Source organism: Variovorax boronicumulans, from assembly GCF_029892485.1.
In the GTDB taxonomy this organism is placed as follows: Bacteria; Pseudomonadota; Gammaproteobacteria; order Burkholderiales; family Burkholderiaceae_C; genus Variovorax; species Variovorax boronicumulans_B.
This window is the reverse complement of sequence record NZ_JARXVG010000007.1, coordinates 176,808-201,541: the sequence shown is the minus strand read 5'-3', so window position 1 is coordinate 201,541 and position 24,734 is coordinate 176,808. Positions and strand designations below refer to the sequence as shown.

Below are 24,734 nucleotides of genomic sequence, written 5' to 3'. Positions count from 1 at the left end.
ACGATGAAGAAAAGAATTTCCGGCTGGCTCGCGGTCATGGGCCTTGCACTGGGCCTGACCTTCTCCGCCACCGCATCGGCCGAGTCCGGCGGTCTGGCATGGGACAAGGCACCCAACAAGACGACCGACGTGCAGGCCCTGCAGAACGGCGCCAAGCTGTTCGTCAACTATTGCCTCAGCTGCCACTCGGCCGCCTTCATGCGCTACAACCGCCTGCAGGACATCGGTATCACCGAGCAGCAGATCAAGGACAACCTTCTGTTCACGACCGACAAGGTCGGCGAAACCATGAAGGCCAACATCGACGCACGCCAGGCCAAGGAATGGTTCGGCACCACGCCGCCCGACCTCACGCTGGTCGCTCGCTCGCGTGCCGGCCACGGCGGCACGGGTGCCGACTACCTCTATACCTTCCTTCGCACCTTCTACCGCGACGACACCAAGGCCACGGGCTGGAACAACCTCGTGTTCCCGAGCGTCGCCATGCCGAACCCCCTCTGGGAACTGCAGGGCGAGCGCCGTCCGGTCTACGACAAGGTCGAGCAGCACGGGCACGCCACCGAAGTCTTCACCGGCAAGTGGGAGCAGGCCACCCCCGGCACCCTGACGCCGGTGCAGTACGACAATGCCGTCGGCGACCTGGTGAGCTACCTTCAGTGGATGGCCGAACCCGCGCAGAACACTCGCATCCGCATCGGCGTCTGGGTCCTGCTGTTCCTGGCCATGTCGGTGGTCTTCGTGTGGCGACTGAACGCCTCGTACTGGAAAGACGTCAAGTAGTTCCATCCACGCCGATCGGTTGCCTCGTGCATCCGGTCCCGCAGAGTGGGTTGCCAACGCGACCCACTCTTTTTGATTTTTAGGAGTCTCTCGCCATGATGGTCTTGTATTCAGGAACGACCTGCCCCTTTTCCCACCGCTGCCGCTTCGTGTTGTTCGAAAAGGGCATGGACTTCGAGATCCGCGACGTCGATCTCTACAACAAGCCCGAAGACATCAGCGTGATGAACCCGTACGGCCAGGTGCCGATCCTGGTCGAGCGCGACCTGATCCTGTACGAGTCGAACATCATCAACGAGTACATCGACGAGCGCTTCCCGCATCCCCAGCTGATGCCCGGCGACCCGGTCGACCGCGCCCGCGTGCGCCTGTTCCTGCTCAACTTCGAGAAGGAACTGTTCGTGCATGTCTCGACGCTCGAGAACCGCACCACCAAGGGCAACGAGAAGGCCATCGAAAAGGCCCGCTCGCACATCCGTGACCGCCTCACGCAGCTGGCACCCGTGTTCCTCAAGAACAAGTACATGCTGGGCGACAACTTCTCGATGCTCGACGTGGCCATCGCGCCGCTGCTCTGGCGCCTGGACTACTACGGCATCGACCTCAGCAAGAATGCTGCGCCGCTGCTGAAGTACGCCGAACGCATCTTCTCGCGTCCGGCCTACATCGAAGCGCTGACGCCCTCCGAAAAGGTCATGCGCAAGTAAAACTGCGTCCACCGTACCGTTCTCCGCTGCTTTTCATGATCAACGCGCTCGAGTCGTCCTCCACCCGCCCGTACCTCATCCGGGCGTTGTACGAATGGTGCACCGACAACGGGTTCACGCCCTATGTCGCGGTGCAGGTCGACGACACCGTCCAGGTGCCGCGCGAGTACGTGAAGAACGGCGAGATCGTGCTCAACATCAGCTTCGATGCGACCAGCTCGCTCAAGCTCGGCAACGATTTCATCGAGTTCAAGGCCCGCTTTGCAGGCAGTGCGCGCGAAATCAGCGTGCCGGTGGGGCGCGTGATCGCGATCTATGCGCGCGAGAACGGGCAGGGCATGGCGTTTCCCGCGCCGGCGCCCGCGGTCGACAATGGCGACGTGCCGGCCTCGCCCACGGGCCCCGCGCGCATGCCGCTGCGCGACGCCTCGCGCGGCACCGAAGGCGATGCCGGCAAGATCGTGCACCTGGTCACGGGCGAGGACGGCGGCGAAGTGGTCGATGCCGGCCCTGCAGGCACGGCGCCGGACCCTGTCGACGAGCCGCCGCGCCCGCCGGCCGGTGGCGGTTCGAGGCCATCGCTCAAGCGCGTCAAATAAGTGCGCGCGACGCGCCCACTAGAATCACGCACCGAAGAAATTCAGCCGCTTTAGCTCAATTGGTAGAGCACCCGCCTTGTAAGCGGAAGGTCGTCAGTTCGATTCCGACAAGCGGCACCAAAACCGAAAACCCTCCTGGTGGTCCACCGTCCGGAGGGTTTTTCTTTGAGAGGCCGCCTCGCGGCGCAACGCTTCGCTTTTGCTCCGACGAGTCGTGGGTTATTTCCCCCAGTTCACTTGGTGATCTTCAGTAAAGTGACCGAATGGATGAACTGACCGAAGCTCGTCGTGCAGCGCTGCGCCGCTTCATCGACAGCGAAGGCGGCTACGGCAAGGTCGCCGCAAAATACGGCCTCACGCCATCCCACATGAGCTACCTTTCCCAACTGATTGCCAAGGGCTCCAGTGCGCCCTTGGGCGAGCGAAGCGCCCGCAACTGGCAAAAGCGCCTGCAGATCGAAGGCGACCCCATCCTTCATCCGCCGCTGGAGCCCCAAGGCGCCGCAGCAACATTGCCCCTGCAGACCGTGATCGACCGGCTTGCGGAATTCCTGCAGGCCGTGCCCTCGGACCAGCGCGAGGTCATCGCCTCGGTCATCGGCGCTTTCGCGCGCAGGCCGCTGCCGGAATTGGGCGCGGCGCTGGTCACGCTGCTTGACGGCGGATCGGGCGATAAAAATTGGAACGACTGATTTCCAATTCAACAAGCAGGAAATACCCGTCGGAAATGTCAATGATCAATGTGTTGTTTGTGGAAGACCAGCCTCTGGTGTCGGAAGCGACCGCGGAAAAAATTGCGCGCAGCCCCCGCGTCGCCAACATCGAAATCTGCAACAGCGCCGAAAAGGCGCTGCTCGCATTGAAGGCCACACCCGACCGCTGGGGCCTGATCCTGCTGGACCTCGATGTGCCGGGCGCGGTCGGCCTTTCCCTGGCCATGGAAATCAAGAAAATGGGCAAGGAAGGATTGACCTGCATCCTGACCGGAGCCTACCGGGCCGATTACATCGCGCAAGCCAAGGCTGGCGGATTCCAGGGCTACATTCTCAAGGCCATCGAAATCAAGGAACTCGAAGCCAGCCTGGAAAAAGCCATTGCGGGTGAAAAAGTATTTCCCGAAATTCCCGACCTGAACGCGGATCCAGGCGCAATCCGGCTGACCAATCGCCAGTGCCAGTGCCTGGAATTCGTCGGCGCCGGGCAATCCACCAAGGAAATCGCACGCTTGCTGTCATTGCATCCGGGAACGGTCAATTACCACATCGATTCCGCCATGGAGGCATTGGGCGTCAAATCGCGTGCGCACGCCGTCCAGAAGGCAGTGCAATTGGGACTCCTGGCTGGTTATGCAGCAAGGAGCAGCGATGGAAATGCTTGAAGCGTTTCGCCGCAATACAGCGAACAATGCCGGGGCGATCGACGAATCGCTCATGGAAAACCAGGGAAAGGTATCTCGTTCCCTGATCAATGTGACGCTTGCGCACCGGCATCTGGCGGCGCGGCAATTCGTCGTGCAGCAGATTGCCTACTGGATCACCGTGCTGGGCCTGCTGGTGGCCGAGGCGAGCGCCCCTGTTCTCAGCTCGACCTCCATGTGGACATGGCTGGCGGTTTCGGTGGTGACGTGGATCGTCCGGGTCAGTCTGTTCTGGCCATTGGCAAAATTGCCACCGGCTGTCGTCAAGAAATCGCTCGGGCTGAAATTGATTCCGCTGGCCATCAGCATCATTGCGTGCCTGTATTGGATCTGGACCATCGAATTGTTCGCAGGCCCGGTGCTGACCGTGCGCGAATTGATCATGTGCATCGGCCTGCTCAGCATCAGCGTGTCGATGACCGGCATGTGGCCCGTCACGCCGCTGGCGGTCGTCATTTACAACGCCGTGCTGTGGGGTGCCTTCTCCTTCAGCCTGTATTCGAACGGGGTCGCATCCCTTCCGGTCGTTGCGGCACTCGACACCGGGGTATTGGCCGTGCTCTGGCTCAATATCTTCATTGCCGTTCGCCAGCTCGACGACCAGCTCGAGCGCACCCGGGAAACCAGCCAATTGGTGGTCGAACTCGAAAGGGCCAACGACAAGCTCCAAAGGCTGAAAGACACGGCTTACAAGACACTCGATACGCGCTCGGAATTCTTTGCGGGCGCGAGCCACGATTTCCAGCAGCGGCTTCATGCCGCAAAGCTGTGGGTGCTGTCCGCCATGGCGGCCACCAAGGCCAACCAATCCGCGGAATCGACGCTCGAGCGGTTGGGCCGGGAAGTCGATGCACTGCAGATCTATATCAACAACATCCTCGAATTCGCACGGATCGAATCGCTCGATGCGGGTGTGAAGATCCGCGCAACGGAAATTCAATCGCTGTTCCAGAAGCTCGATCTCCATTTCGAGAAAATCGCGGAACAAAATGGTGTGCAATTGAGATTCCGGATGGCTCGAATTACCGTGGGCACCGATGCATCCATGCTTTTGCGGATGCTTGAAAATCTCGTTTCCAATGCACTCAAATACACCAGGGGCGGCGTATTGGTCTGCGCCCGCAAGACTTCAAGGGGCGTATCGATCGAGGTCTGGGATCAGGGCAATGGCATCAAGCCCGAAGCGCAGCAACGGATCTTCGATGCCTTTCATCAGGAAGAATCTGGCGATCAGGGTCGTACCAAGGGCGTCGGATTGGGACTGGCGATTGTCAAAAGATTTGCGGCGCGCCTGAGCTATCGCATTGAAGTCAAATCCGTGATGGGGCACGGTACCCTGTTCCGAATCCTGATTCCCCGGGAATTCGTGATTGGTTCCGCTTCCGGCTCTTAGCTGGTCAAATCAAAAAAAGTCACGCGCCAGCGGCGATTTTCGGTGCGTGGCAGTTCGATGGCCAATTTGTCTAAACGATTCCGTGCCTCGACGATCTGCCGGCCTATCACGCCCACGGCTTCCTGGAATTGACTTTCGGATATCTCGCTGTAATCGCATCCGAAATGAGATTTCAATCTTTCGGTGCAATTGCGATGAAAACCCTGGCGCAGCGCCTTCGGTAAATTTTCCGCCGCCTGCGCCAATGCAATGCGCAATGCATCGAGCCTGGCGGCGGACAGCGGCCCTCCTTCGCCCTTGACGTGCCGCAGCGCGCCGAACTCGGCTTCGATGTCCGCGGCCAAGGGCGACAGACCTCGGGTTCTCGATTGCTGGAGGCTTCTTGCCATTCATCCCTGGAACTCGCGCCATTCTTGGAAACGAAACAGCGGGCGCGGACAACGCTGAATCGTCACCCATTGCAGCATGCCGGCGCGCTGGCGGGAATACGCAGAATTCACTGGTGTTGCGCAACACCGCGTACACGGAAGTTTTATCGATGGATCAAATATCGAACTTTCAGCTTCCGGCAAATCCGCCGTCGACGCCACGACTGGTATTAGTCATTAGTTGTTGGAAATTTAGTTTTCACTAAAGTCCAGAGCATGCGCTTCATCGGATGGCGCGGGGAGTGAAAGCAATGAAGGCCGCATCGAGCGCAATGATCCTGGGAGGGAGCGTGACGACTGTTTCCGTCCACGGGCGGAGGAGCGATCGCCTCGGTGCGGCCTGCTTGCGGGGCAGGGAGGTGCTGTGAGGAGGGGGGTGGACGCCGTGGACATCGACCGGTTGCTGCGTCGCAATGCCGAAGCCCGGCTTGCGCATTGGCGCGCGACGGAAGACAGCCGCAGGGCGGCCGGCTTACTCATGGGAATGTGCGTGGTCGCCGTCTACAGCTGTGCGTTTGTCGTTTCAATGCTTTGTGCGTGCAATGACCCGGCGGAATGCGGGTGCCGCCGGTCGAACGTGGCGCTGGTCGAGCATTCGATCGGCTGGCGTCTGCCGGCGTGCGCGTGCATGAAATGAAGCGGCCGGCGCGCGAAACGCAGTCGCCCCCCTCCGACCAGGTTCACCCGGTTCCCTAGAACTCCGCGCCCTCGACCAGGAAGCGCAGGCGCCGCACGCCCTGCCACTCGTCCGCATCCAGGCGGAACGCGAGCTTCACCTTGGGTGGCAACGGTTCGGTGTGGCTGAACCAGATCGCGTCGATCGGCTGCCCCTGGTGCCTGAGCTTGAGCGCCAGGTGCTTCTCGCCCACCAGCCGCTGCGACACCACCTCGACTTCCTCGCTGAAGGTCGGCGGCGCAAAGCCCTGGCCCCACACCTCGCGATGCAGCGTGTCCACGAGGTCGATGCGCATGTATTCGCGCGCGATGGGCCCGTCGGTCTCGATCTGGCGGGTGAGCGCCGATGCCGCCAGCCATTCGCCGGCCACTTGCGCAAGCGCCTGCTCGAAGGTCTTGAAGTGCTCGCGCGCCACCGTGCAGCCCGCCGCCATCGCATGTCCGCCGAAGCGCAGCAGCACGCCCGGATGGCGCTTGGCCACCAGGTCCAGCGCATCGCGCAGGTGAAAGCCGGGAATCGACCGGCCCGAGCCCTTGAGCTCCTCTTCCTTGCCCGGCGCGCCGCTGGCGGCGAACACGAAGGTGGGACGGTGAAAGCGGTCCTTGATGCGCGAGGCGACGATGCCGACCACGCCTTCATGGAAGTTCGCATCGAACACGCTGATGGCGGCCGGCGGGGCCTCGATGCCTTCGCCGTCGGGGGCGAAGAGCGATTCGGCCAGGAGCAGCGCCTGGTCGCGCATGCCGCCCTCGATGTCGCGCCGCTCGCGGTTGATGCCATCGAGCATGCGCGCGAGTTCGTCGGCGCGGCCCGCGTCGTCGGTCAGCAGGCACTCGATGCCCAGCGTCATGTCGGCGAGCCGGCCGGCCGCGTTGATGCGCGGGCCCAAGGCAAAGCCGAAGTCGAAGGTGGTGGCGGCCGAGGCCGTGCGGCCTGCGGCCTTGAAGAGCGCGGCGACGCCCGCGGGCATCGCGCCTGCGCGGATGCGGCGCAGGCCCTGCGCGACGAGGCGGCGGTTGTTGGCGTCGAGCTTCACCACGTCGGCGACCGTGCCGAGCGCGACCAGGGGCAAGAGCGCATCGAGCTTGGGCTGCGTGGCCACGTCGAACACGCCGCGCGCGCGCAACTCGGAGCGCAGCGCGAGCAGCACGTAGAACATGACGCCGACGCCCGCGATGCTCTTGCTCTCGAAGTCGCAGCCCGGCTGGTTCGGGTTGACGAGCACGTCGGCGATCGGCAGCTCGGGGCCGGGCAGGTGATGGTCGGTCACCAGCACCTGCAGGCCGCGCGCCTTGGCAGCCGCCACGCCTTCGACGCTGGCGATGCCGTTGTCGACCGTGATCAGCATGTCGGCGCCGCTGTCGGCCACGCGCTCGGCAATCGGCGGCGTGAGGCCGTAGCCGTCGACCACGCGGTCGGGCACGAGGTAGCTCACGTGCTTGGCACCGAGCAAGCGCAGGCCCCGCACGCCGACCGCGCAGGCGGTGGCGCCGTCGCAGTCGTAGTCGGCGACGATGCACAGGCGCTTGTCTTGCGCCATGGCGTCGGCCAGCAGCACGGCGGCTTCGCGGGTGCCGCGCAGGGTGTCGGGCAGGAGCAGGCGGGCGAGGCCGTCGTCGAGCTCGTCCTTGGCCAGCACACCGCGTGCGGCAAAGAGGCGGGCGAGCAGCGGATGCACGCCCGCTTGTTCGAGGGCCCAGACGGTGCGCGGCGGAATGTCGCGGGCGATGATCTTCACAGCGACTCCAGCACGCTGGCGGCCCGCGTGCGGTCGAACAGGCTCCTGGCCCAGCGCGCGAGGCCGCGCTGCTGCACGGTGTAGCGCTGCGCGCCGCGGTCGCCGCACAAGGTGAGCGCCACATCGGCGCCGCGCGTGTAGTCGGCGAGCAGCGAGGCGAGGGCGCCGGCATCCAGCGCCTGCCAGGCCTCGGCCCAGCCTGCACCGTCGTCGCGAAGGGCCGGTATGCGCAGCGCGTCGCTCACGGTTGGCGCGGAGGCTGCGGGCGTCGCGCCTTTCAGCGCACCGGTGCCGCTGAGCCAGAAGGAGTTGATCGGCGGCACGCCGCGCGCGGCGCGGTCGTCGTTCACCCGCTGCGTGTAGAGCAGCATCTGCATCTCGTTTTGCAGCCGGCGCAGCGGCCGCGCCGAATCGCCCAAAGGCGACCATTGCGAGATGGGGTAGCCCACCGCGCGGTCGATGGAGGCGGTGGCGAGGCCGTCGAAGATGCGCGCGCGGGCGAGCCAGCGGCCCGGCGTGGGGGAGGGGTGCAGCGCGATGCCGTCTTCCTCGAAGAAAGGCCGCGCGACATCGAGCAGCGCGGCCGATTCGGCGGCGTCGATCTCGATCGCGGCCGGATCGCCCAGCGCCACGTCGTCGATGCCGACCTGCCAGTTGCACAGGGTGACGACGCCCCAGCCTTCGGCGTCGTCGGGCGTGGCGAGGCCGGTTTGCCGGGCTTCGAGCGCGGCCCAGGGGATGCAGCCGTCGGCGGCGGCAACGCCCAGCGCCTTCGCGAGCGCCCTTTCGTGCGGCGGCGAGCGCGTGCTTTCGTCCTGGGTGTCGGTGTCGGCGAGGGTGAGCCGGGAGAGCAGGGATTCGAGGTTCGGCAGCTTCAGCGCCGGCAATGCCGCGCGGCAGGCAGGGGAACCGCGGCCGGCGAAGGGGATCAACAGGTGACGTGGGGGGTGTTCGGCCATCCCTCTATTGTCCCGGAAGCCCCCAAACGTTTCGGGATGCCACAATTCCGCCGTATATGACCAACCCCCTCGCTCCTCACTTCGTGTATTCGCTGCCCTCCAAGGGCGGGCAAATTTCCTTTGAGGCGGCTCGGCAGGAAATTTGATGCGACTCCCTTATGAACTGCAGCTCGGCTGGCGCTACACGCGCGCAGGCCGGGCGACGCGGCGCAACGGCTTCATCTCCTTCATCTCCGGTGTGTCGATGCTTGGCATTGCACTGGGCGTGGCGGCGCTGATCATTGTGCTCAGTGTGATGAACGGCTTCCAGAAAGAGGTGCGCGACCGCATGCTCGGCGTGGTGTCGCACATCGAGATCTTCTCGCGCGACGGCCAGGCGCTGCAGAGCCTCGACGAAATCATGGCGGCCGCGCGCAAGAACCCCGAGGTCATCGGCGCGGCTCCCTTCATCAACACGCAGGCGCTGATCGCGCGCGGCGAGGACATGAAGGGCGCGATCGTCCGCGGCATCGATCCCAAGCTCGAACCCGAGGTCACCGACACCGGCGGCATCGCGAGCAAGGGAACCTTCGACAAGCTGGTGCCGGGCGAATTCGGCATCGTGCTGGGCGTGGAGCTCGCGCGCTCGATGTTCGTGCAGCCGGGCGACAAGGTCACGCTGGTGGCGCCGGGCGGCCAGGTCACGCCGGCCGGCGTGGTGCCGCGCCTGAAGCAGTTCACCGTGGTGGGCACCTTCGATTCGGGCCACTACGAGTACGACTCGGCGCTGGCGATGGTGCACGAGCAGGATGCCGCCAAGGTGTTCCGCCTCGAAGGCCCGACCGGCATTCGCCTCAAGCTCAAGGACCTGAACGAGGCCCGCGACGTGGCCGACCAGCTGGCCGTCAGCCTGCCGGGCGAGTTCCTCATCCGCGACTGGACGCGCCAGAACAAGACCTGGTTTGCGGCCGTGCAGGTCGAGAAACGCATGATGTTCATCATCCTCACGCTGATCGTGGCAGTGGCCGCGTTCAATCTCGTTTCGACGCTGGTGATGACGGTGACCGACAAGCGCGCCGACATCGCCATCCTGCGCACGCTGGGCAGCTCGCCGCGCAGCATCATGGGCATCTTCGTGGTGCAGGGCGCGATGGTGGGCGTGATCGGCACCGTGGCCGGCCTGCTGTTGGGCTTGGGCATCGCCTACAACATCGACGTGATAGTGCCGTTCCTGGAGCGGCTCTTTCATGCGAGCTTCCTGCCCAAGGACATCTACCTGATCAGCAAGATGCCGAGCGACCCGCAGCAAAGCGACATCATGCCCATCGCGATCATCTCGCTCATCCTGGCGTTCCTTGCAACGCTGTACCCGAGCTGGCGCGCCAGCCGCGTCAACCCCGCGGAGGCATTGCGCTATGAGTGAAGTGGTATTGAAGGCCCGTGGCCTCACGAAGCGTTTTCACGAAGGACGCATCGACCTCACCGTGCTGCACGGCGTGGACCTGGACGTGCATGCCGGCGAAACGCTGGCCATCGTCGGCGCCTCGGGCTCGGGCAAGAGCACGCTGCTGCACCTGATGGGCGGGCTCGATGCGCCGACCTCGGGCAAGGTCGAGCTGCTGGGCAAGGACATCGCGCATGCGGATGCCGCGGAGCAGGGGCGGTTGCGCAACCGGCACCTCGGTTTCGTCTACCAGTTCCATCATTTGCTGCCCGAGTTCAGCGCGCTCGACAACGTGGCGATGCCGCTGAAGATCCGCCGCGTCGAGTCGTCGCAGGCTGCGCAGGCGGCCGCGAAGATTCTTGGCAGTGTCGGTCTGGGCGAGCGTCTTCATCACCGTCCGGCAGAGTTGTCGGGCGGCGAACGCCAGCGCGTGGCGATCGCGCGTGCGCTGGTCACGCAGCCGGCATGCGTGCTGGCCGACGAGCCGACGGGCAACCTGGACCGCAGCACTGCCGACGCGGTGTTCGCGCTGATGCTTGATCTGGCGCATCGGCATGGCACGGCGTTCGTGATGGTCACGCATGACCAGGAACTGGCCAAGCGATGCGACCGGGTGCTGCAGTTGGTGGCGGGTCGGCTGGCCGGCTGAGTCCCTTGTCTTTCTCCCTCCCCTTCCGGGGGAGGGCAGGGGTGGGGGCACGCGGCATTCAATGCCATGCAGTCTTCGAGGCCGCGCGGCCCCCATCCCAACCTTCCCCCGGAGAGGGAAGGAGCTAAAGCAGCGCCTCTTCGGCCTGCCGCGCCTCCAGCGGCAGCACGCACAGTACCTTTCCACCCAAGGTCAGCACCAAGCCAAGCTGTCCGCCCATCTGCATCACCTGGCACACCACACGCGGTGCATCCGACCTGGGTGCCATCGCAGCCGACATAGCCAACGCGCGCGTCGGTGGCTGTCGGAGCATCGCGAACAGCGTCCGTGAATCGCAGTCATGCAGCGCCTGCCGGTACACATGGAAGACCGCTTCAGCGCTGCGTTCTTCCACGTCCCTGTCGTCCTGCCGCAGCCGCAGCAATGCGCGATGCAATTGCTGCCGGCAAGCCGCCTCGGTCTTGCCGCTGGCCTCTGCAATTTCCTTGAAGCTGGCTTCGAACACCTCGCGCAGCAGCACCGCGGCGCCATCGGCGGGGCTTAGCCGGTTGGCCAGCAGCCGCAAGGCCTGTTCGACCTCCTGGGCCATTGCGGCGCGGTCTTCGGTCGAGGCGGCTTTGTCGGCAGGCACTTCCGATGCCTGCGCACCGGAAAGCCACTGCTGCATCCAGTTGCGCCGCCGCAGCCGGTCGATGGCGATGTGCTGCATCACCGTCGTGAGCCAGGCCTGGGCGGCATCGAGGCCGGGCCTGTCGCCTTCCTCGAGCGCGCGCAGGTAGGTGTCTTGCACCACGTCCTCGGCTTCGGCCAGTCCGCCCAGCATGCGCGCCGCTGCGCGAACCAGCCGGCTTCGCAGTGCCGGGAATTGCGAGAGATAGCGTTCATCGAGCATCGGCGCAGCTTGCCATAGGCCCGAATGTCACGAAACTGTGGGCTTGTTCGTCAAGACAGTTCAACCCACAAGGAGTGCTTCTTCATCATGGAAACCGACGACGACACCAAGCCCGCGGCCACGGCCGAGCCGCGCAACTCCTACCTGGAGGAGAAGGCATTCAAATCGCGCACGCTGCTGATCTTCGGCAGCATCACCGACGCGGTGGCCGCCGACGTCACGCGCCGGCTCATCGCGCTGGATGCGGACAACCAGCAGCCCATCGACATCCTGGTGAGCTCGCCCGGCGGGCACCTGGAGTCGGGCGATGCGATCCACGACATCGTGCGTTTCATCGGCGCGCCGGTGAACATGATCGGCACCGGCTGGGTCGGCAGCGCCGCCACGCACCTGTTCCTGGCGGCCCCGCGCGAGCGGCGCGTGTGCCTGCCGAACACGCGCTTCCTGATCCACCAGCCCAGCGGCGGCGCGGGCGGGCAGGCGACAGACATCGCCATCCAGGCGCAGGAAATCATCAAGGCCCGCCAGCGCATCGCGCACGAAATCGCGCGCGAGACCGGCAAGCACATCGACGTGGTGCTGGCCGACATCGAGCGCGACCGGTGGCTCTCGGCGGAGGAGGCGGTGGAGTACGGGCTGGTCTCGCGCATCATCCAGCGCAAGACCGAGCTGAAGTAGCGGTTACTTCGGCTTGTAGGCGACGACGTCGATTTCCACTTTGGCGTCGACCATCAGGCGCGCCTCGGTGGTCGAGCGCGCCGGCTTGTTTTCACCGAAGTAGCTCATGTAGATGCGGTTGAAGGCACCAAAGTCGCGCGCGTCGTGCAGCCACACGGTGCTCTTGCACACGTCGTCGAGCGTGGCGCCGGCCAGCGCGAGCACTTTTTTCAGGTTCTCCATCACTTGGCGCGTCTGCGCCTCGATGCCGCCCACCACGATCTCGCCGTCGGCATTGGCGGGCACCTGGCCCGACACGTAGATGAAGTCGCCCGCGCGCACAGCCGGGGAAAAGGGGCGGGCCTGGCGGTCCGAGGCGACGGGCGGGGCGCCGAGGTATTCGAGGGGCATGGGAGGACTCCTGAAGTGATGGGAATGAAAGAAAAGCAAGAAAAGCGGATCGCAAGTATCGATCCAATCTGAAAATCTATTTCAGAAAAACCCTCAAACGAGGGTTAACACGGATGATTTGGCATGGTTGATGCTTCAAAGTCCGGGCGGAAAAGAAAATTTCTTTCATAACCTCGCCCGCCCCACGAAGGAGTTCCCCATGCCCCATGCCGCCAACGCCGGTCTTGTCCGGCGCCTGCCCAAGCTGTCCAAACGCAGCCTGCTGGGTGCGTCCTTGCTCGCGATGCTGTGCGCCGCGCTGCCGCATCAGCAGGCGCATGCCCAGGGCCCGCGCAACTTCGCGACGCTCGCCATGGTGGCCGAGCCGCAGACGCTCGACCCGATGGCCTCCACCGCCGACCTGGTCGGAACCATCATGCAGCACGTGTACGAGACGCTCTACACCTTCGATGCCAAGTGGAACGTGGTGCCGATGCTGGCCGAAGCCGCGCCGAAGATCTCCGCCGACGGCAAGACCTACGCCATCACCCTGCGCAAGGGCGTGATGCTGCACAGCGGCCGCGAGCTCACCGCCGACGATGTGGTGGCGAGCCTGCAGCGCTGGATGGACCAGTCGCCGCGCGGCAAGGCCGTGGGCAAGGAAATCGACACGCTCAAGGCCAAGGGCCCGCTGGGCGTGGAGATCGTGCTGAAGGCGCCCTATGCGCCGCTGCTCTCGCAGCTTGCGCTGCCCAGTGGCATGGCCGCGATCATGGCCAAGGAATCGATCGCCTCGCCGCTGAAGGAGTTCGTCGGGACCGGCCCCTACAAGTTCAAGGAGCGCCGCCCCGACCAGTTCGTGCTGCTCACCCGCTTCGACAAGTACGCCGCGCGCAAGGAACCCGCGAGCGGCTACGGCGGCAAGCGCGAGGCGGTCATCGAGGAACTGCGCTTCGTGCCCGTGCCCAATGCGAGCACGCGCGTCGAAGGTGCGCTCGCCGGCCAGTACGACTTTGCCGACCTGCTGCCGGTTGAAGCCCTGCCGCGCCTGGAGAAATCGGGCGGCAAGACCGTGCCGATCATGACGCCGTCGTTCGGCTTCCCGTACCTCGTGCTCAATACGAAGGAAGGCGTGGCTTCCAACCAGGCCGTGCGCCAGGCGATCCAGTCCGCGCTCGGCGAAGGAGAAATGCTCGCAGCCGGCTTCGGCGACACCCGCTTCTTCGTGGCCGAGGCCAACCACTTCCCCAAGGGCTCGCCGTTCTATTCGACCGCTGGCGTCACGCTCTACAACGAGCGCAACGCACCCAAGGCCAAGGAAGCCGCCGCCAAGGCCGGCTACAAGGGCGAGCCGATCCGCGTGCTCACGAGCCGCCAGTACGACTTCCACTACAACATGTCGTTGCTGATGGCCGAGCAGCTCAAGCGCGCGGGCTTCAAGGTCGACCTGAACGTGGTCGACTGGGCCACCCTGGTTCAGCGCCGCAACGATTCGAAGCTCTGGGACATCTACGTGACCCACTCGGGCCAGTTCCCCGAGCCGATGCTCTCGCCGCCGCAGTTGGGTGACGGTGCGCCCGGCTGGTGGGACACGCCCGCCAAGAAGTCGGCGCTGCAGGCCTTCAATGTCGAGAGCGACCCCGCCAAGCGCGGCGCGCTGTGGGGCAAGGTGCAGCAGGTCGTCTACGACGAGGTGCCGTATATCAACGTCGGCAAGTTCAACGGCCTCTCGGCCAAGAGCCCGGCGTTGGACAACTACCAGCCCGCGACGTGGCCGTTCTTCTGGAACGCGAAGATCAAGTAAAGCCGGAAGGACCACTGCCATGCCATCGCGTCGCCAACTTCTGCAAGCCAGCGCACTGGCCTCCGGCCTCGGAGCCCTCGGCCTCACGGCCTCCACTATCCAGGCCGCCACATCCGGTCCTGTGTACGCCTACGTCGGCACCTACAGCGACGGCGGCAAGCCGTGGCGCGGCGGGCGTGGCCTCGGCGTTCACCAGTTCGTGGTGGACGGCGCGACCGGCGCGCTCAAGCCCATTCCCGGCGCACCGCCCGCCGTTGCAAGCACGGGCAGCGATGCCAAGCTGCGCAATCCCGCATCGCTCGCGCGGCATCCGAAGCTGCCGATGCTCTATGCGGCCAACGAGTTCGAGGCCGGTTCGGTCTCGGCCTTCCGCATCGGTGCGGACGGCGCGCTGTCGTTCGTGGCCGAGATGGCCTGCGGCGGCAAGGACCCGGCGTATGTCAGCGTGCATCCCGATGGTCGCTTTCTCTTCACCGCGAACTACGCGAGCGGCGACGTCAGCGTGATCGCATTGCGTGCCGACGGTGGCTTCGATTCGGCTGTCGCCGCCGTCGTCTACAAGGACGTCGCCGCCTGCGGCGCCACGCCCTGCAAGCCCGGTGCCGACGTGGTGCCCGCCGCGGCGCGCTCGCACGAAGGCTTTGCCACCAGCGACCACGACGGCCCGCATGCGCACATGGTGCACAGCGACCCCACCGGCAACTTCGTGCTGGTCGCCGACCTGGGCCTGGACCGGGTGATCTCGTACCGCTTCGACCGCATCACCGGCGTGCTGAGCCAGCCCGGCACCGTCGCGGTGTCGGAAAGCTCGGGCGCGCGCCACTTCGTCTTCCACCCGAACGGCAAGTGGCTCTACCTCGTGAACGAAGAGGCCTCGACCATCGCCTTCATGCGCTACGACAGCGCCACGGGCGTGCTCACGCTGGTGAGCGAAACCTCGGCACTGCCGGCCGGCTTCAAGGGCACCAGCTACGCCTCGGGCATCCGCATGCTGCCGGACGGCCAGCACTTCGTGTCGCTGAACCGCCTGCACGATTCGATCTCGCTCTTCAGGATCGATGCCCGCACCGGCGCTCCCACGCTCGTGCGAGAAGAGTGGACGCGCGGCAACTACCCGCGCAGCTGCACGCTCGACCCGAGCGGCCGCTTCCTCTACGTGTGCCACAACAAGCAGGGCGACAACGTCACGGTGTTCCACGTGCAGAAGGGCGACATCCGGTTCACCGGCCATTACGTGGCGGTGGGCAGCGCGGCCGCCATCGAGTTCTCTTCGTGATGAAGAAGTCTTCGCTGCGCTACATCGCCTCCCGCGCGGTCGGCATGCTCGTGGTGCTCGCGCTGGTGGCGGTGATCGTCTTCGTGCTCACGCGCGCCGCCTCGGGCGATCCGGTCTCGGTGCTGCTGGGCGACCAGGCCACGGCCGCCGACATCGCTCGCGTGCAAAAGGAGTACGGCCTCGACAAGCCGCTGCCCGTGCAGTTCGGCTACTGGCTGCGCGAAGTGCTGCAGGGCAATCTGGGCACCTCGATCTTCCTGCAGCGCCCGGTGACGCAGGCGCTGTGGGAGCGCGCCGAGCCGACCACGCTGCTCGCGCTCATGGCCGTCGCCATCGCGGCGCTGATAGGCGTGCCGTGCGGCATCGTCTCTGCCGTGTTCCGCGGACGTGTGGTCGACCAGCTCTTCACCGGCGTGGCGATGCTCGGCGCGAGCATTCCTAGCTTCTGGCTGGGCATCGTGCTGATCCAGATCTTCGCGGTGTCGTTCGGCTGGTTCCCGGTCTCGGGCTACGGCGCACCCGATGCGGCGCTGGCCGAGCGGCTGCATTCGCTGGTGTTGCCGGCCGCGGTGCTGGGCCTCTTGAACTCGGCGCTCATCATCCGCTTCACGCGCGCCTCGATGCTCGACGTGCTCGGCGAAGACTATGTGCGCACCGCGCGCTCCAAGGGCCTCTCCGAAAGCAAGGTGGTGCTCAAGCACGCGCTGCGCAATGCGCTGGTGCCCATCGTCACAGTGATCGGCCTCACGGTCGCGCTGATGATCGGCGGTGCCGTCATCACCGAGACGGTGTTCGGCCTGCCGGGCGTCGGCAACCTCGTGGTGAGTGCGGTGCTGCGGCGCGACTATCCGGTGATCCAGGGTGCGCTGCTCGTGATTGCGGCGATCTACGTGCTCATCAATTTCTCCATCGACCTGCTGTATGCCGTCGTCGATCCGCGCGTGAAGGTCTGAACGATGCAGATGCCAAGAATGCTCCGCCAGCTGATGCACCGCCGCATCGTGATGGTCTCCGCGCTGGTGCTGCTGGTGATTGCGATCATGGCCATCGGCGCGCCGCTGTTCGCCTCCATCGACCCCAACGACACCGCGGTGCTCGACCGCCTGAAGGCGCCGAGCGCCGCACACCTGCTCGGCACCGACGAACTGGGCCGCGACATGTACTCGCGCATCGTGCACGGCGCGCGCTACTCGCTGGCCATCGCCGCGCTCACCGCGCTGGGCTCGGTCATCGCCGGCACGGTGCTGGGCCTGATGGCCGGGTTCTTCCGGCGGCTGGACACCCCGCTCATGCGCGTGGTCGACGCGATGATGTCCTTCCCCGACATCCTCTTGGCCATCGCGCTGGTGGCGATCCTCGGGCCTTCGCTGATGAACACCGTGCTCGCGCTGGTGCTGGTCTACACGCCGCGCGTGGCGCGGGTGGTGCGGGCCTCCACGCTGGTGGTGCGGGAACTGCTGTTCGTGGAAGCGGTGCGCGCGCTGGGCGTGCGCACCTCGCGCATCCTGTGGCGCCACATCCTGCCGAACCTGATGTCGCCGATCCTGGTGCAGGTGTCTTTCATCTTCGCCTACGCCATCCTGGCCGAAGCGGGGCTCTCGTTCCTCGGCGTTGGCGTGCCGCCCGAGATACCGACCTGGGGCACCATGGTCGCGGGCAGCCAGCAGTACGCGCACCAGGCCTTCTGGGTGGTGCTGTTCCCGGGGCTGGCGATCATCTTCACGGCGCTGTCGCTGCAATTGCTCGGCGACGGCGTGCGCGACCTGCTCGACCCCAAGCTCAAGAAAACCTCGTGATGACGAATCCCGCGAACACACCACGTCTCACGGTCAGCAACCTGAGCACCAGCTTCCCCACCGAAGACGGCCTGATCCGCTCGGTGGCCGATGTGAGCTTCTCCATTCAGCCGGGCAAGACCACCGCGCTGGTCGGCGAATCGGGCTCGGGCAAGTCGGTCACCAGCCTCACGCTGATGCGCCTGTTGCCGAAGACCGCGAACGCGCAGGTCAGCGGCTCGGCCTCTTTCGTCACGCGCGAAGGCAAGACACTCGACCTCTTGCAGATAGGCGAACGCGAGATGCGGTCGCTGCGGGGCAACCAGCTGTCGATGATCTTCCAGGAGCCGATGACCAGCCTGAACCCGGTCTTCACCATCGGCGAGCAGATCGCCGAGAGCGTGCGGCTGCACAAGGGGCTGGACCGCAAGGCCGCGCTCGCGCATGCGTTGCGCATGCTGGAGCTGGTCGAGATTCCGGCGGCCGCGCAGCGCATCCATGAGTACCCGCACCAGCTCTCGGGCGGCATGCGCCAGCGCGTGATGATCGCGCTGGCGATGGCCTGCGACCCGACGCTGCTGATCGCCGACGAGCCCACGACCGCGCTCGACGTGACCATCCAGGCGCAGATCCTGGAGCTCATGCGCCGGCTGCAGGCCGAGACGGGCATGAGCATCCTCTTCATCACCCACAACCTTGGCGTGGTCGCGCACCATGCGGACGATGTGGTGGTGCTGTACGCGGGCCGCGTGGTCGAGAGCGCGCCGGTGCGGCCGCTGTTCGCGCAGCCCGAGCATCCGTACACGCAGGGCCTGCTGGCCTGCCTGCCGGGCAAGGCGCGCGTTCCTGGTCAACCGAAGCCCAAGCGCCTGTTCGCGATTCGCGGGCAGGTGTCGAGTCCGCTCGCGCCGCCGCCCGGCTGCGCGTTCGAGCCGCGCTGCGACCTGGCGTTGGCGAGTTGCAAGGATGCGATTCCGCCGCTCATCGGCATCCGCCAGGGCCGTCAGGCCCGCTGCATTCGCGTGCAGCCAGACGCAACTTGCGCGAAAGCCGCATGACCCGCGCGCTGTCGTCCCTGTCTTGCTCCCTCTCCCGCCTGCGTGAGAGGGTTGGGGTGAGGGTGACTCCCGCGGCCCTCGCGAGCACCCTCATCCCCCGCCTTCTCCCGCTCGCGGGAGAAGGAGCCAATACCCAACAGCAACGATGACCGCCGCCCCCCTCATCGAAGTCCGCGGACTCAAGAAATACTTCGGCAGCAGCGACCGCCCAGTCCGCGCGGTCGACGACGTCTCCTTCGCCATCCAGCCCGGCGAGACGCTGGGCCTCGTCGGCGAATCCGGCTCCGGCAAGAGCACCATCGGCCGCACCGTGCTGCGCCTTGTCGAACGCACCGAGGGCCAGGTGCTCTACCGCGGCGAAGACATCGGCGCGCTCTCGGGCGAGCGCATGCGCAAGCTGCGCAGCAAGCTGCAGATCATTTTTCAGGACCCGTACGCGAGCCTCAACCCGAAGATGCGCATCAGCGCCATCCTCAGCGAGGCGCTCTCCACGCACGGCCTCCACAAGGGCGCCGCCGCGCGCGACAAGCGCATTGCCGAACTGCTCGAAACCGTGGGCCTGCGCGCCGAGCATGCGAGCCGCTTTCCGCACGAGTTCTCGGGCGGACAGCGCCAGCGCATCGGCGTGGCACGCGCGCTCGCGGTGGAGCCCGAGTTCATCGTCGCGGACGAGCCGCTGTCGGCGCTCGACGTGTCGATCCAGTCGCAGGTCATCAACCTGCTGGCTGACCTGCGCGAGCGCCTCGGGCTCACCATGCTCTTCATCTCGCACGACCTGGATGTGGTCGAGTACCTGTGCGACCGCGTGGTGGTGCTGTACCTGGGCAAGGTGATGGAAGTGGCCGAGACCGACGAACTGTTCGCGCGCCCCTCGCACCCCTACACGCAGGCGCTGCTGGCCGCGAGCCCGAAGCCCGACCCCACGCTCGCCACCGAGCGCATTGCACTCAAGGGCGACATCCCCAGCCCCATTTCGCCGCCTTCGGGCTGCGTGTTCCGCACGCGCTGCCCGCATGCCATCGAGGCCTGCGCGCAGACGGTGCCACCGCTTGATGAGATTTCCCCCGGACACTACAGCGCCTGCATTCGCCGGGAACTGCTTTCCAATATCGCCGCATGACGACCATGACAGACACCGCTACCAACGCCAATTTCAACGACCCCTTGCTCGGCAGCAACTTCAAGGGCTACCCGCGCACCCAGCCGCCGCGCCTGCGCAGCGAAGTCGGCGCCGCCGGGTGGAACGTGCTGGCCGGCGACCTGCCGCTGCCGCTCGCGATGCTCAAGCGCGAGGCGCTGGAGCACAACCTCGCGTGGATGCAGTCGCGCGTGCGCGAGTGGGGCATCGACCTCGCGCCGCACGGCAAGACCAGCATGTCGCCGCAGCTCTTCCGGCGCCAGCTGGATGCGGGTGCGTGGGGCCTGACCTTCGCCACCGTCACGCAGCTCGCGGTGGGCGTGGCCGCCGGTGCGCGCCGCACGCTGATCGCCAACCAGGTGGTGAGCGATGAAGACTTGGCGGGCATCCAGTTGCTGCTGAGCGCGAATGCCGGTTTACGCATCGTGTTCCTGGTCGATTCGATCGCGCAGCTCGGCCTCATCGAGGACTGGGCGAAGCGCCATCCCGCAAGCGTGCCGTTCGAAGTGATGATCGAGATCGGCGTCGAAGGCGCGCGCACCGGCTGCCGCACGCATGAAGAAGCGGTGGCGCTCGCCACGCGGCTGCGTGCAAGCGATGCAGTCAAGCTCGTGGGCATCGAGACCTACGAAGGGCAGGGCGCCACCGGCGTCAGCGAGCCCGACACCGCGTATGCCAACACCTTGATGGACCGCGTCGAAGCCATCGCGCGCCACTGCGATACGCACAAGCTCTTCGAGACCGACGAGGTGCTGGTCTCGGCCGGCGGCTCGGCCATCTTCGATCTCGTGGCCGGGCGCCTGAAGCCCGCGCTGGGTTCGCCGGTGCGCGGCCTGCTGCGCTCGGGTTGCTACGTCACGCACGACCACGGCTTCTACAAGCGCATGGTGAGCGCGGTAGACGAGCGCCTGGGCTGCCAATGCGGTGAGGGCCTGCGCCCGGCGATGGAGGTCTGGGCCACGGTGCAATCGCGCCCCGAGCCCGGCCTTGCGATCCTTGCCGTGGGCAAGCGCGACATCTCGTTCGATCTCTCGATGCCCGTGCCCATCGCACGCGCAGCACGCGGCGTGCTCGAAGCGCAAGCCGTGCCTGCCGGCTGGAAGATCACCGCGCTCAACGACCAGCACGCCTACCTGCGCTGGGACGCGGGCGAAGAATCGCTGGCGCCTGTCGTCGGCGACCGCGTCGGCCTGGGTATCTCGCACCCTTGCACCACCTTCGACAAATGGCACTGGATGCCGGTGGTCGAAGAGAACTACCGCGTGAGCGACGCCGTCGCCATGCACTTCTGAAATCGCAACGATGACCCCCTCCCTGCTCCGGAAGATCGCGGAGATCCGCAGCGGCGCACCGGCCACGCGGCGCGCGATCCTCGACCTGATCCTGGAAGACCCCGACCGCGTGCTCGAAGAAAGCTTCGAGCAGCTGGCCGAGCGCTCGCGCAGCTCGGTGCCCACCATCATGCGCACCTGCCGCGACCTCGGTTTCGCGGGCCTGCGCGAATTCAAGCTCGCGCTCGCGCAGGAACTGGCGCTCGGCGGCTCGCCGCTGCACCGCCGCGTCAACATCGAGGACACGGCCGACGAAGTGGTCAGCAAGATCGCGCGCAGCGCCGCGGCCTCGGTCTCGGGCGTGCGTGGCCAGCTCGATATGCAGGTGCTCGACGGCGCCGTGGCCGCCATTGCGGCCGCGCCGCATGTGGACCTGTACGGTGCGGGCGCCACCTCGTGGTTCATGGTCAACGACCTGCAGGCGCGGCTCTTTCGCCTCGGCCTCTCGGCGAACGCCTGGGCCGACTACCACCTGCAGCAGGTGGCAGGCGCGGCGCAGCGGCCGGGCGGCGTGGTCATCGCCATCTCGCACGTGGGCGGAATGCCGTCGCTGCTCGACGCGGTGGACATCGCGCGCGGGCAGGGCGCGAAGGTGATCGCGCTCACACGCCCCGGCACCGCGCTCGCGGCCAAGGCCGACTTCCTGCTGGGCCTCTCGGTGCCCGACGACGCGGTGATGCACGTGGGCATCGATGCCTACCTCACCCACCTCACCGTCATCGAGATCCTCACGGTGCTGGTCGCGCAACGCCGCGGCGAGCCGGCGGTGCAGCGCCTGCAACGCGCGCGCGAAGCCTTCCAGCGCCATGGCATCGACGCCACCACGCACCCGCTGCAAAGCTGGGACGGCGGCGGCATCAACGATGAAAAAGGAGGACGCGCATCGTGAGCGACTCCCAAGCTGTACTTCTGGAAGCCGGCCTCGTGGTCGACGGTTCGGGCGGCCCTTCGTGGCCCGGCGATGTGCTGCTGCAGGGCGACCGCATCCTCGCGCTCGGCGAAGGCCTGCGCGGGCGGCTGCCGGAGGGCTTGAGCGTTGCCGATCTCGACATCGTCGATTGCCGGGCCAAGGTCGTCGCCCCCGGCTTCATCGACGCGCACACGCACGACGATGCGATCGTGCTGCGCGATCCGCTGTGCCTGCCGAAGGTGTCGCAGGGCGTCACCACCGTGGTGACGGGCAACTGCGGCATCTCGCTCGCGCCGTACCGCACGCCGCAGTCGAAGCCGCCGCTCACGCTGTTGGGCGCCGATTCGTTCAGGCACGCGACGATGGCCGAGTACCGGGCTGCCGTCGATGCGACGCAGCCTGCGCTCAACGTGGCTGCGCTGGTGGGCCACACGACGCTGCGCTTTGCGAGCATGGAAGCGCTCGACCGGCCTGCGAGCGCCGAAGAGCTGGCGCGGATGGAAGCGCTGCTCGACAGCTGCATGGCCGATGGGGCGCACGGCATGTCATCGGGCCTCTTCTACGAAGAGGCCTTTGCCGCGCCCGCGGAAGAGGTCACCGCGCTCGCCCGCGTCGTGGCGCGCCATGGCGGCGTGTACGCCACGCACCTGCGCAGCGAGATGCAGCAGATCATCGAGGCGCTGCACGAGGCTGGCGACTCGGCCTTCAACGCTGGTGTGCCGCTGGTCATCTCGCACCACAAGTGCGCGGGCCCCGCGAACTGGGGCCGCACGAAGGAGACGCTGCCGCTCATCGAAGCGCTTGCGCAGCGCCAGCAGATCGCGATGGACGTGTACCCCTACGTGGCCGGTTCGACCGTGCTGCGCGAAGACCTGGTCGATGGCGTCATCGACGTGCTGCTGACATGGTCCGACCCGCATCCCGAGATGACCGGCCGCCTTCTCTCCGATATCGCGCGCGAGTGGGGCACTACCGAGCAGGAGGCGTGCCTGCGCCTGAAGCCCGGTGGCGCCTGCTATTTCCAGATGCAGGAAGAAGACGTGGAGCGCGTCATTGCGCACCCGCTCACCATGATCGGCAGCGACGGCCTGCCGCACGACCGCCATCCGCATCCGCGCCTCTGGGGCGCGTTCCCGCGCGTGTTCGCGCGCTACTGGCGTCAGCGCCGCCTCTTCACGCTGGAGCAGGCCGTGCACAAGATGACCGGCATGACCGCCCGCAACCTGCGCATCGCCAACCGTGGGCTGCTGCGTGTCGGCGCGATGGCCGACGTGGTGGTGTTCGACCCCGAGACCATTGCCGACACGGCGACCTACGACAAGCCGCATGGCGTGAGCGTGGGTGTGGAGCGGGTGTTCGTGAACGGCGTGCTGGCGTATCGCGGTGGGGAGGCCGAGGCCAGGGTGTTGGCGCGCGCAGGGCGGATGTTGACGCGCGGGAACTGAAGCCTTCGGGGCGTGTGCACAGGCCACCGGGTACTCCCCTCCGCGAATGTCCTCCGGCCTTCGGCCTCCCCCTTGATTTCGCTGCGGGGAGCACCCGATGCCCTGTGCACTTCGGCACGCTGCCGGTGTGCGGCCGATCAACGACCGCTGCTTATGACGAGCACGCCGATGGGGTGCCTTGCGCAGCGAAATCAAGGAGGAGCCGAAGGCGGGGGACATTCGCGGAGCAAGGTACCCCATCGGCGTGATCGCGCCCTGGACAACGCCGCCCGCGCACCCGCAATCGTTCAATCCTGCGCCTGGAACATCCGCGTGAAATCGCAACATTCCTGCGCCAGCATCACGATCGACGAGGTCAGCGCACTGCGGTGCTCGCCCTTGTGCATGGCCACGTAGCGCACCACCGGCAGCGGCGGCGTGACCTCGATCACCGCGAGCATGCCCGCATCGACCATCGGCGACAGGCATTCGCGCGGCAGGTAGCTCACGCCCAGGCCCGACACGGTGAGCCCCGTGAGCGCCACGAGGTTGCTCACCACGATCACGTTGGAAGGCTGCACGCCCTGGTCCTTCATCCACGCGTCGTAGGCGCGCCCGGTGCCCGAGTTCTTGCCCTGCACCAGCATGCGGTGGCGCGCCAGGTCGTGCAGGCGCACCGTGCCGGTGGAGGGCACCACGCCGGGCTTGCACATCCATGCGCTCTTCACCCGGCCGATGACCTTGCTCTGCATGCGCGAGTCGGCAAAAGAGTCGGGCACCACGGCGACGTCGAGCTCGTCGGCCAGCAGCTTGTCGCGCAGCTGCAGGCTGTCGTCCACGTCGGGCTCCAGGATCACCTTGGGATAGTGCTGCTGGATCAGGCCGACCAGCCGCGGCAGCCAGGTCATCGCGGTGAGTTCGGTCACGCCGATGCGGATGCGGCGCTCCACCACACCGGGCTTGCCGAACTGCTCGACGGCGGCATCGCGCTGCTCCAGCAGCCGCTTGGCGAGCACGAACATCTCCTCGCCCTTTTCGGTCAGGCGCGCGGTGCGCTGGCTGCGGTCGAAGAGCTCGGTCTCGAACAGCAGCTCCAGCTCGTGCACTCGCTTGGAGACGGCCGACTGCGAGGTGTGCAACTGGTTCGCGGCCTGCGCAAAGCCGCCGAGCTGGCCGATCCAGTAGAGGGCTTCGAGTTGCTTGAAGGTCATCACGGTGCGGCACCTCGACTGAAAGAACGCTTTTGGTGATGTGATTCGATCACAAAAAATCGCTTTTGGAAATTCATCCGCAGGCAGAAGATGCGTCCA

General features: G+C 66.1%; 25 protein-coding genes and 1 tRNA gene. 20 read left to right on the top strand and 6 right to left on the bottom strand.

Features of this window, described 5'->3' with window-relative positions; all coding sequences use genetic code 11:
- Positions 1-3: 3 nt before the first annotated feature.
- The 7 genes from M2282_RS18395 to M2282_RS18365 all read left to right on the top strand — a co-directional run bounded on the left by M2282_RS18395 (position 4) and on the right by M2282_RS18365 (position 4,896).
- A complete protein-coding gene (locus M2282_RS18395; RefSeq protein ID WP_280810219.1) occupies positions 4-780 on the top strand; it encodes a cytochrome c1 in 777 nt (258 codons plus the stop codon).
- 95 nt (positions 781-875) lie between these two features.
- Positions 876-1,487: a glutathione S-transferase N-terminal domain-containing protein gene (locus M2282_RS18390; RefSeq protein WP_042579119.1), complete on the top strand. Its 612-nt coding sequence runs from the start codon at positions 876-878 to the stop codon at positions 1,485-1,487.
- Between the two features lie 35 nt (positions 1,488-1,522).
- A complete protein-coding gene (locus M2282_RS18385) occupies positions 1,523-2,086 on the top strand; it encodes a ClpXP protease specificity-enhancing factor (protein ID WP_280810218.1) in 564 nt (187 codons plus the stop codon).
- A 44-nt stretch (positions 2,087-2,130) separates the two neighbouring features.
- Positions 2,131-2,206: transfer RNA gene (locus M2282_RS18380), tRNA-Thr, on the top strand.
- Between the two features lie 143 nt (positions 2,207-2,349).
- Positions 2,350-2,778, top strand: coding sequence for a hypothetical protein (locus M2282_RS18375; RefSeq protein ID WP_280810217.1), 429 nt, complete (start codon positions 2,350-2,352; stop codon positions 2,776-2,778).
- Between the two features lie 35 nt (positions 2,779-2,813).
- Entirely contained in the window at positions 2,814-3,464 is a 651-nt protein-coding gene (locus M2282_RS18370; protein ID WP_280810216.1) for a response regulator transcription factor, read from the top strand.
- Complete coding sequence (locus tag M2282_RS18365) at positions 3,451-4,896, top strand: sensor histidine kinase (protein WP_280810215.1); 1,446 nt, start codon at positions 3,451-3,453, stop codon at positions 4,894-4,896. The genes M2282_RS18370 and M2282_RS18365 overlap by 14 nt, the downstream gene beginning before the upstream one ends.
- On the opposite strand, the gene M2282_RS18360 is transcribed toward M2282_RS18365, so the two are convergent.
- Positions 4,893-5,240, bottom strand: coding sequence for a hypothetical protein (locus tag M2282_RS18360; protein ID WP_280810214.1), 348 nt, complete (start codon positions 5,238-5,240; stop codon positions 4,893-4,895). The two genes, M2282_RS18365 and M2282_RS18360, sit on opposite strands and share 4 nt — an antisense overlap.
- 460 nt (positions 5,241-5,700) lie before the next feature.
- On the opposite strand from M2282_RS18360, the gene M2282_RS18355 reads away from it, so the two are divergent.
- Positions 5,701-5,961 carry a hypothetical protein gene (locus M2282_RS18355; RefSeq protein WP_280810213.1) on the top strand — a complete coding sequence of 87 codons (261 nt, stop codon included), beginning with the start codon at positions 5,701-5,703 and terminating at the stop codon, positions 5,959-5,961.
- A gap of 55 nt (positions 5,962-6,016) precedes the next feature.
- On the opposite strand, the gene recJ is transcribed toward M2282_RS18355, so the two are convergent.
- Together recJ and M2282_RS18345 are read right to left on the bottom strand one after the other, a co-directional pair.
- Complete coding sequence (gene recJ, locus M2282_RS18350; RefSeq protein ID WP_280810212.1) at positions 6,017-7,738, bottom strand: single-stranded-DNA-specific exonuclease RecJ; 1,722 nt, start codon at positions 7,736-7,738, stop codon at positions 6,017-6,019.
- A complete protein-coding gene (locus M2282_RS18345; RefSeq protein WP_280810211.1) occupies positions 7,735-8,697 on the bottom strand; it encodes a hypothetical protein in 963 nt (320 codons plus the stop codon). Before M2282_RS18345 ends, recJ begins: the two co-directional genes overlap by 4 nt.
- A gap of 145 nt (positions 8,698-8,842) precedes the next feature.
- On the opposite strand from M2282_RS18345, the gene M2282_RS18340 reads away from it, so the two are divergent.
- Positions 8,843-10,099 carry a lipoprotein-releasing ABC transporter permease subunit gene (locus tag M2282_RS18340; RefSeq protein ID WP_280810210.1) on the top strand — a complete coding sequence of 419 codons (1,257 nt, stop codon included), beginning with the start codon at positions 8,843-8,845 and terminating at the stop codon, positions 10,097-10,099.
- Positions 10,092-10,769, top strand: a complete 678-nt coding sequence (gene lolD, locus M2282_RS18335) for a lipoprotein-releasing ABC transporter ATP-binding protein LolD (RefSeq protein ID WP_280810209.1) — start codon at positions 10,092-10,094, stop codon at positions 10,767-10,769. The genes M2282_RS18340 and lolD overlap by 8 nt, the downstream gene beginning before the upstream one ends.
- A 124-nt stretch (positions 10,770-10,893) precedes the next feature.
- Here lolD and M2282_RS18330 read toward each other — a convergent pair whose 3' ends face one another.
- Complete coding sequence (locus M2282_RS18330; protein WP_280810208.1) at positions 10,894-11,661, bottom strand: sigma-70 family RNA polymerase sigma factor; 768 nt, start codon at positions 11,659-11,661, stop codon at positions 10,894-10,896.
- 87 nt (positions 11,662-11,748) lie between these two features.
- On the opposite strand from M2282_RS18330, the gene M2282_RS18325 reads away from it, so the two are divergent.
- The gene (locus M2282_RS18325) at positions 11,749-12,339 is read left to right on the top strand and encodes an ATP-dependent Clp protease proteolytic subunit (RefSeq protein ID WP_093439947.1); all 591 of its coding nucleotides are present in this window, start codon (positions 11,749-11,751) and stop codon (positions 12,337-12,339) included.
- Positions 12,340-12,342: 3 nt separating this feature from the next.
- Here M2282_RS18325 and M2282_RS18320 read toward each other — a convergent pair whose 3' ends face one another.
- Positions 12,343-12,729, bottom strand: coding sequence for a RidA family protein (locus M2282_RS18320; RefSeq protein ID WP_013539755.1), 387 nt, complete (start codon positions 12,727-12,729; stop codon positions 12,343-12,345).
- 199 nt (positions 12,730-12,928) lie between these two features.
- Between M2282_RS18320 and M2282_RS18315 the strand changes: the two genes are divergently transcribed.
- The 9 genes from M2282_RS18315 to M2282_RS18275 all read left to right on the top strand — a co-directional run bounded on the left by M2282_RS18315 (position 12,929) and on the right by M2282_RS18275 (position 23,445).
- Entirely contained in the window at positions 12,929-14,512 is a 1,584-nt protein-coding gene (locus M2282_RS18315; protein ID WP_280810207.1) for an ABC transporter substrate-binding protein, read from the top strand.
- Positions 14,513-14,531: 19 nt separating this feature from the next.
- Positions 14,532-15,788, top strand: a complete 1,257-nt coding sequence (locus tag M2282_RS18310) for a lactonase family protein (protein ID WP_280810206.1) — start codon at positions 14,532-14,534, stop codon at positions 15,786-15,788.
- Complete coding sequence (locus M2282_RS18305) at positions 15,788-16,741, top strand: ABC transporter permease (RefSeq protein ID WP_280810205.1); 954 nt, start codon at positions 15,788-15,790, stop codon at positions 16,739-16,741. The genes M2282_RS18310 and M2282_RS18305 overlap by 1 nt, the downstream gene beginning before the upstream one ends.
- Positions 16,742-16,744: 3 nt before the next feature.
- Positions 16,745-17,584, top strand: coding sequence for an ABC transporter permease (locus tag M2282_RS18300; protein ID WP_280810204.1), 840 nt, complete (start codon positions 16,745-16,747; stop codon positions 17,582-17,584).
- A complete protein-coding gene (locus M2282_RS18295; RefSeq protein ID WP_280810203.1) occupies positions 17,584-18,621 on the top strand; it encodes an ABC transporter ATP-binding protein in 1,038 nt (345 codons plus the stop codon). The genes M2282_RS18300 and M2282_RS18295 overlap by 1 nt, the downstream gene beginning before the upstream one ends.
- Positions 18,622-18,766: 145 nt before the next feature.
- Positions 18,767-19,741: an ABC transporter ATP-binding protein gene (locus M2282_RS18290; protein WP_280810202.1), complete on the top strand. Its 975-nt coding sequence runs from the start codon at positions 18,767-18,769 to the stop codon at positions 19,739-19,741.
- Positions 19,738-21,051 carry an amino acid deaminase gene (locus M2282_RS18285; RefSeq protein ID WP_280810201.1) on the top strand — a complete coding sequence of 438 codons (1,314 nt, stop codon included), beginning with the start codon at positions 19,738-19,740 and terminating at the stop codon, positions 21,049-21,051. Before M2282_RS18290 ends, M2282_RS18285 begins: the two co-directional genes overlap by 4 nt.
- 10 nt (positions 21,052-21,061) lie before the next feature.
- A complete protein-coding gene (locus tag M2282_RS18280; RefSeq protein WP_280810200.1) occupies positions 21,062-21,979 on the top strand; it encodes a MurR/RpiR family transcriptional regulator in 918 nt (305 codons plus the stop codon).
- Positions 21,976-23,445 carry an N-acyl-D-amino-acid deacylase family protein gene (locus tag M2282_RS18275; protein WP_280810199.1) on the top strand — a complete coding sequence of 490 codons (1,470 nt, stop codon included), beginning with the start codon at positions 21,976-21,978 and terminating at the stop codon, positions 23,443-23,445. Before M2282_RS18280 ends, M2282_RS18275 begins: the two co-directional genes overlap by 4 nt.
- Before the next feature lie 287 nt (positions 23,446-23,732).
- Here the strand turns inward: M2282_RS18275 and M2282_RS18270 are convergent, their stop codons facing one another.
- Positions 23,733-24,635 carry a LysR family transcriptional regulator gene (locus M2282_RS18270; protein ID WP_280810198.1) on the bottom strand — a complete coding sequence of 301 codons (903 nt, stop codon included), beginning with the start codon at positions 24,633-24,635 and terminating at the stop codon, positions 23,733-23,735.
- Positions 24,636-24,734 lie beyond the last annotated feature (99 nt).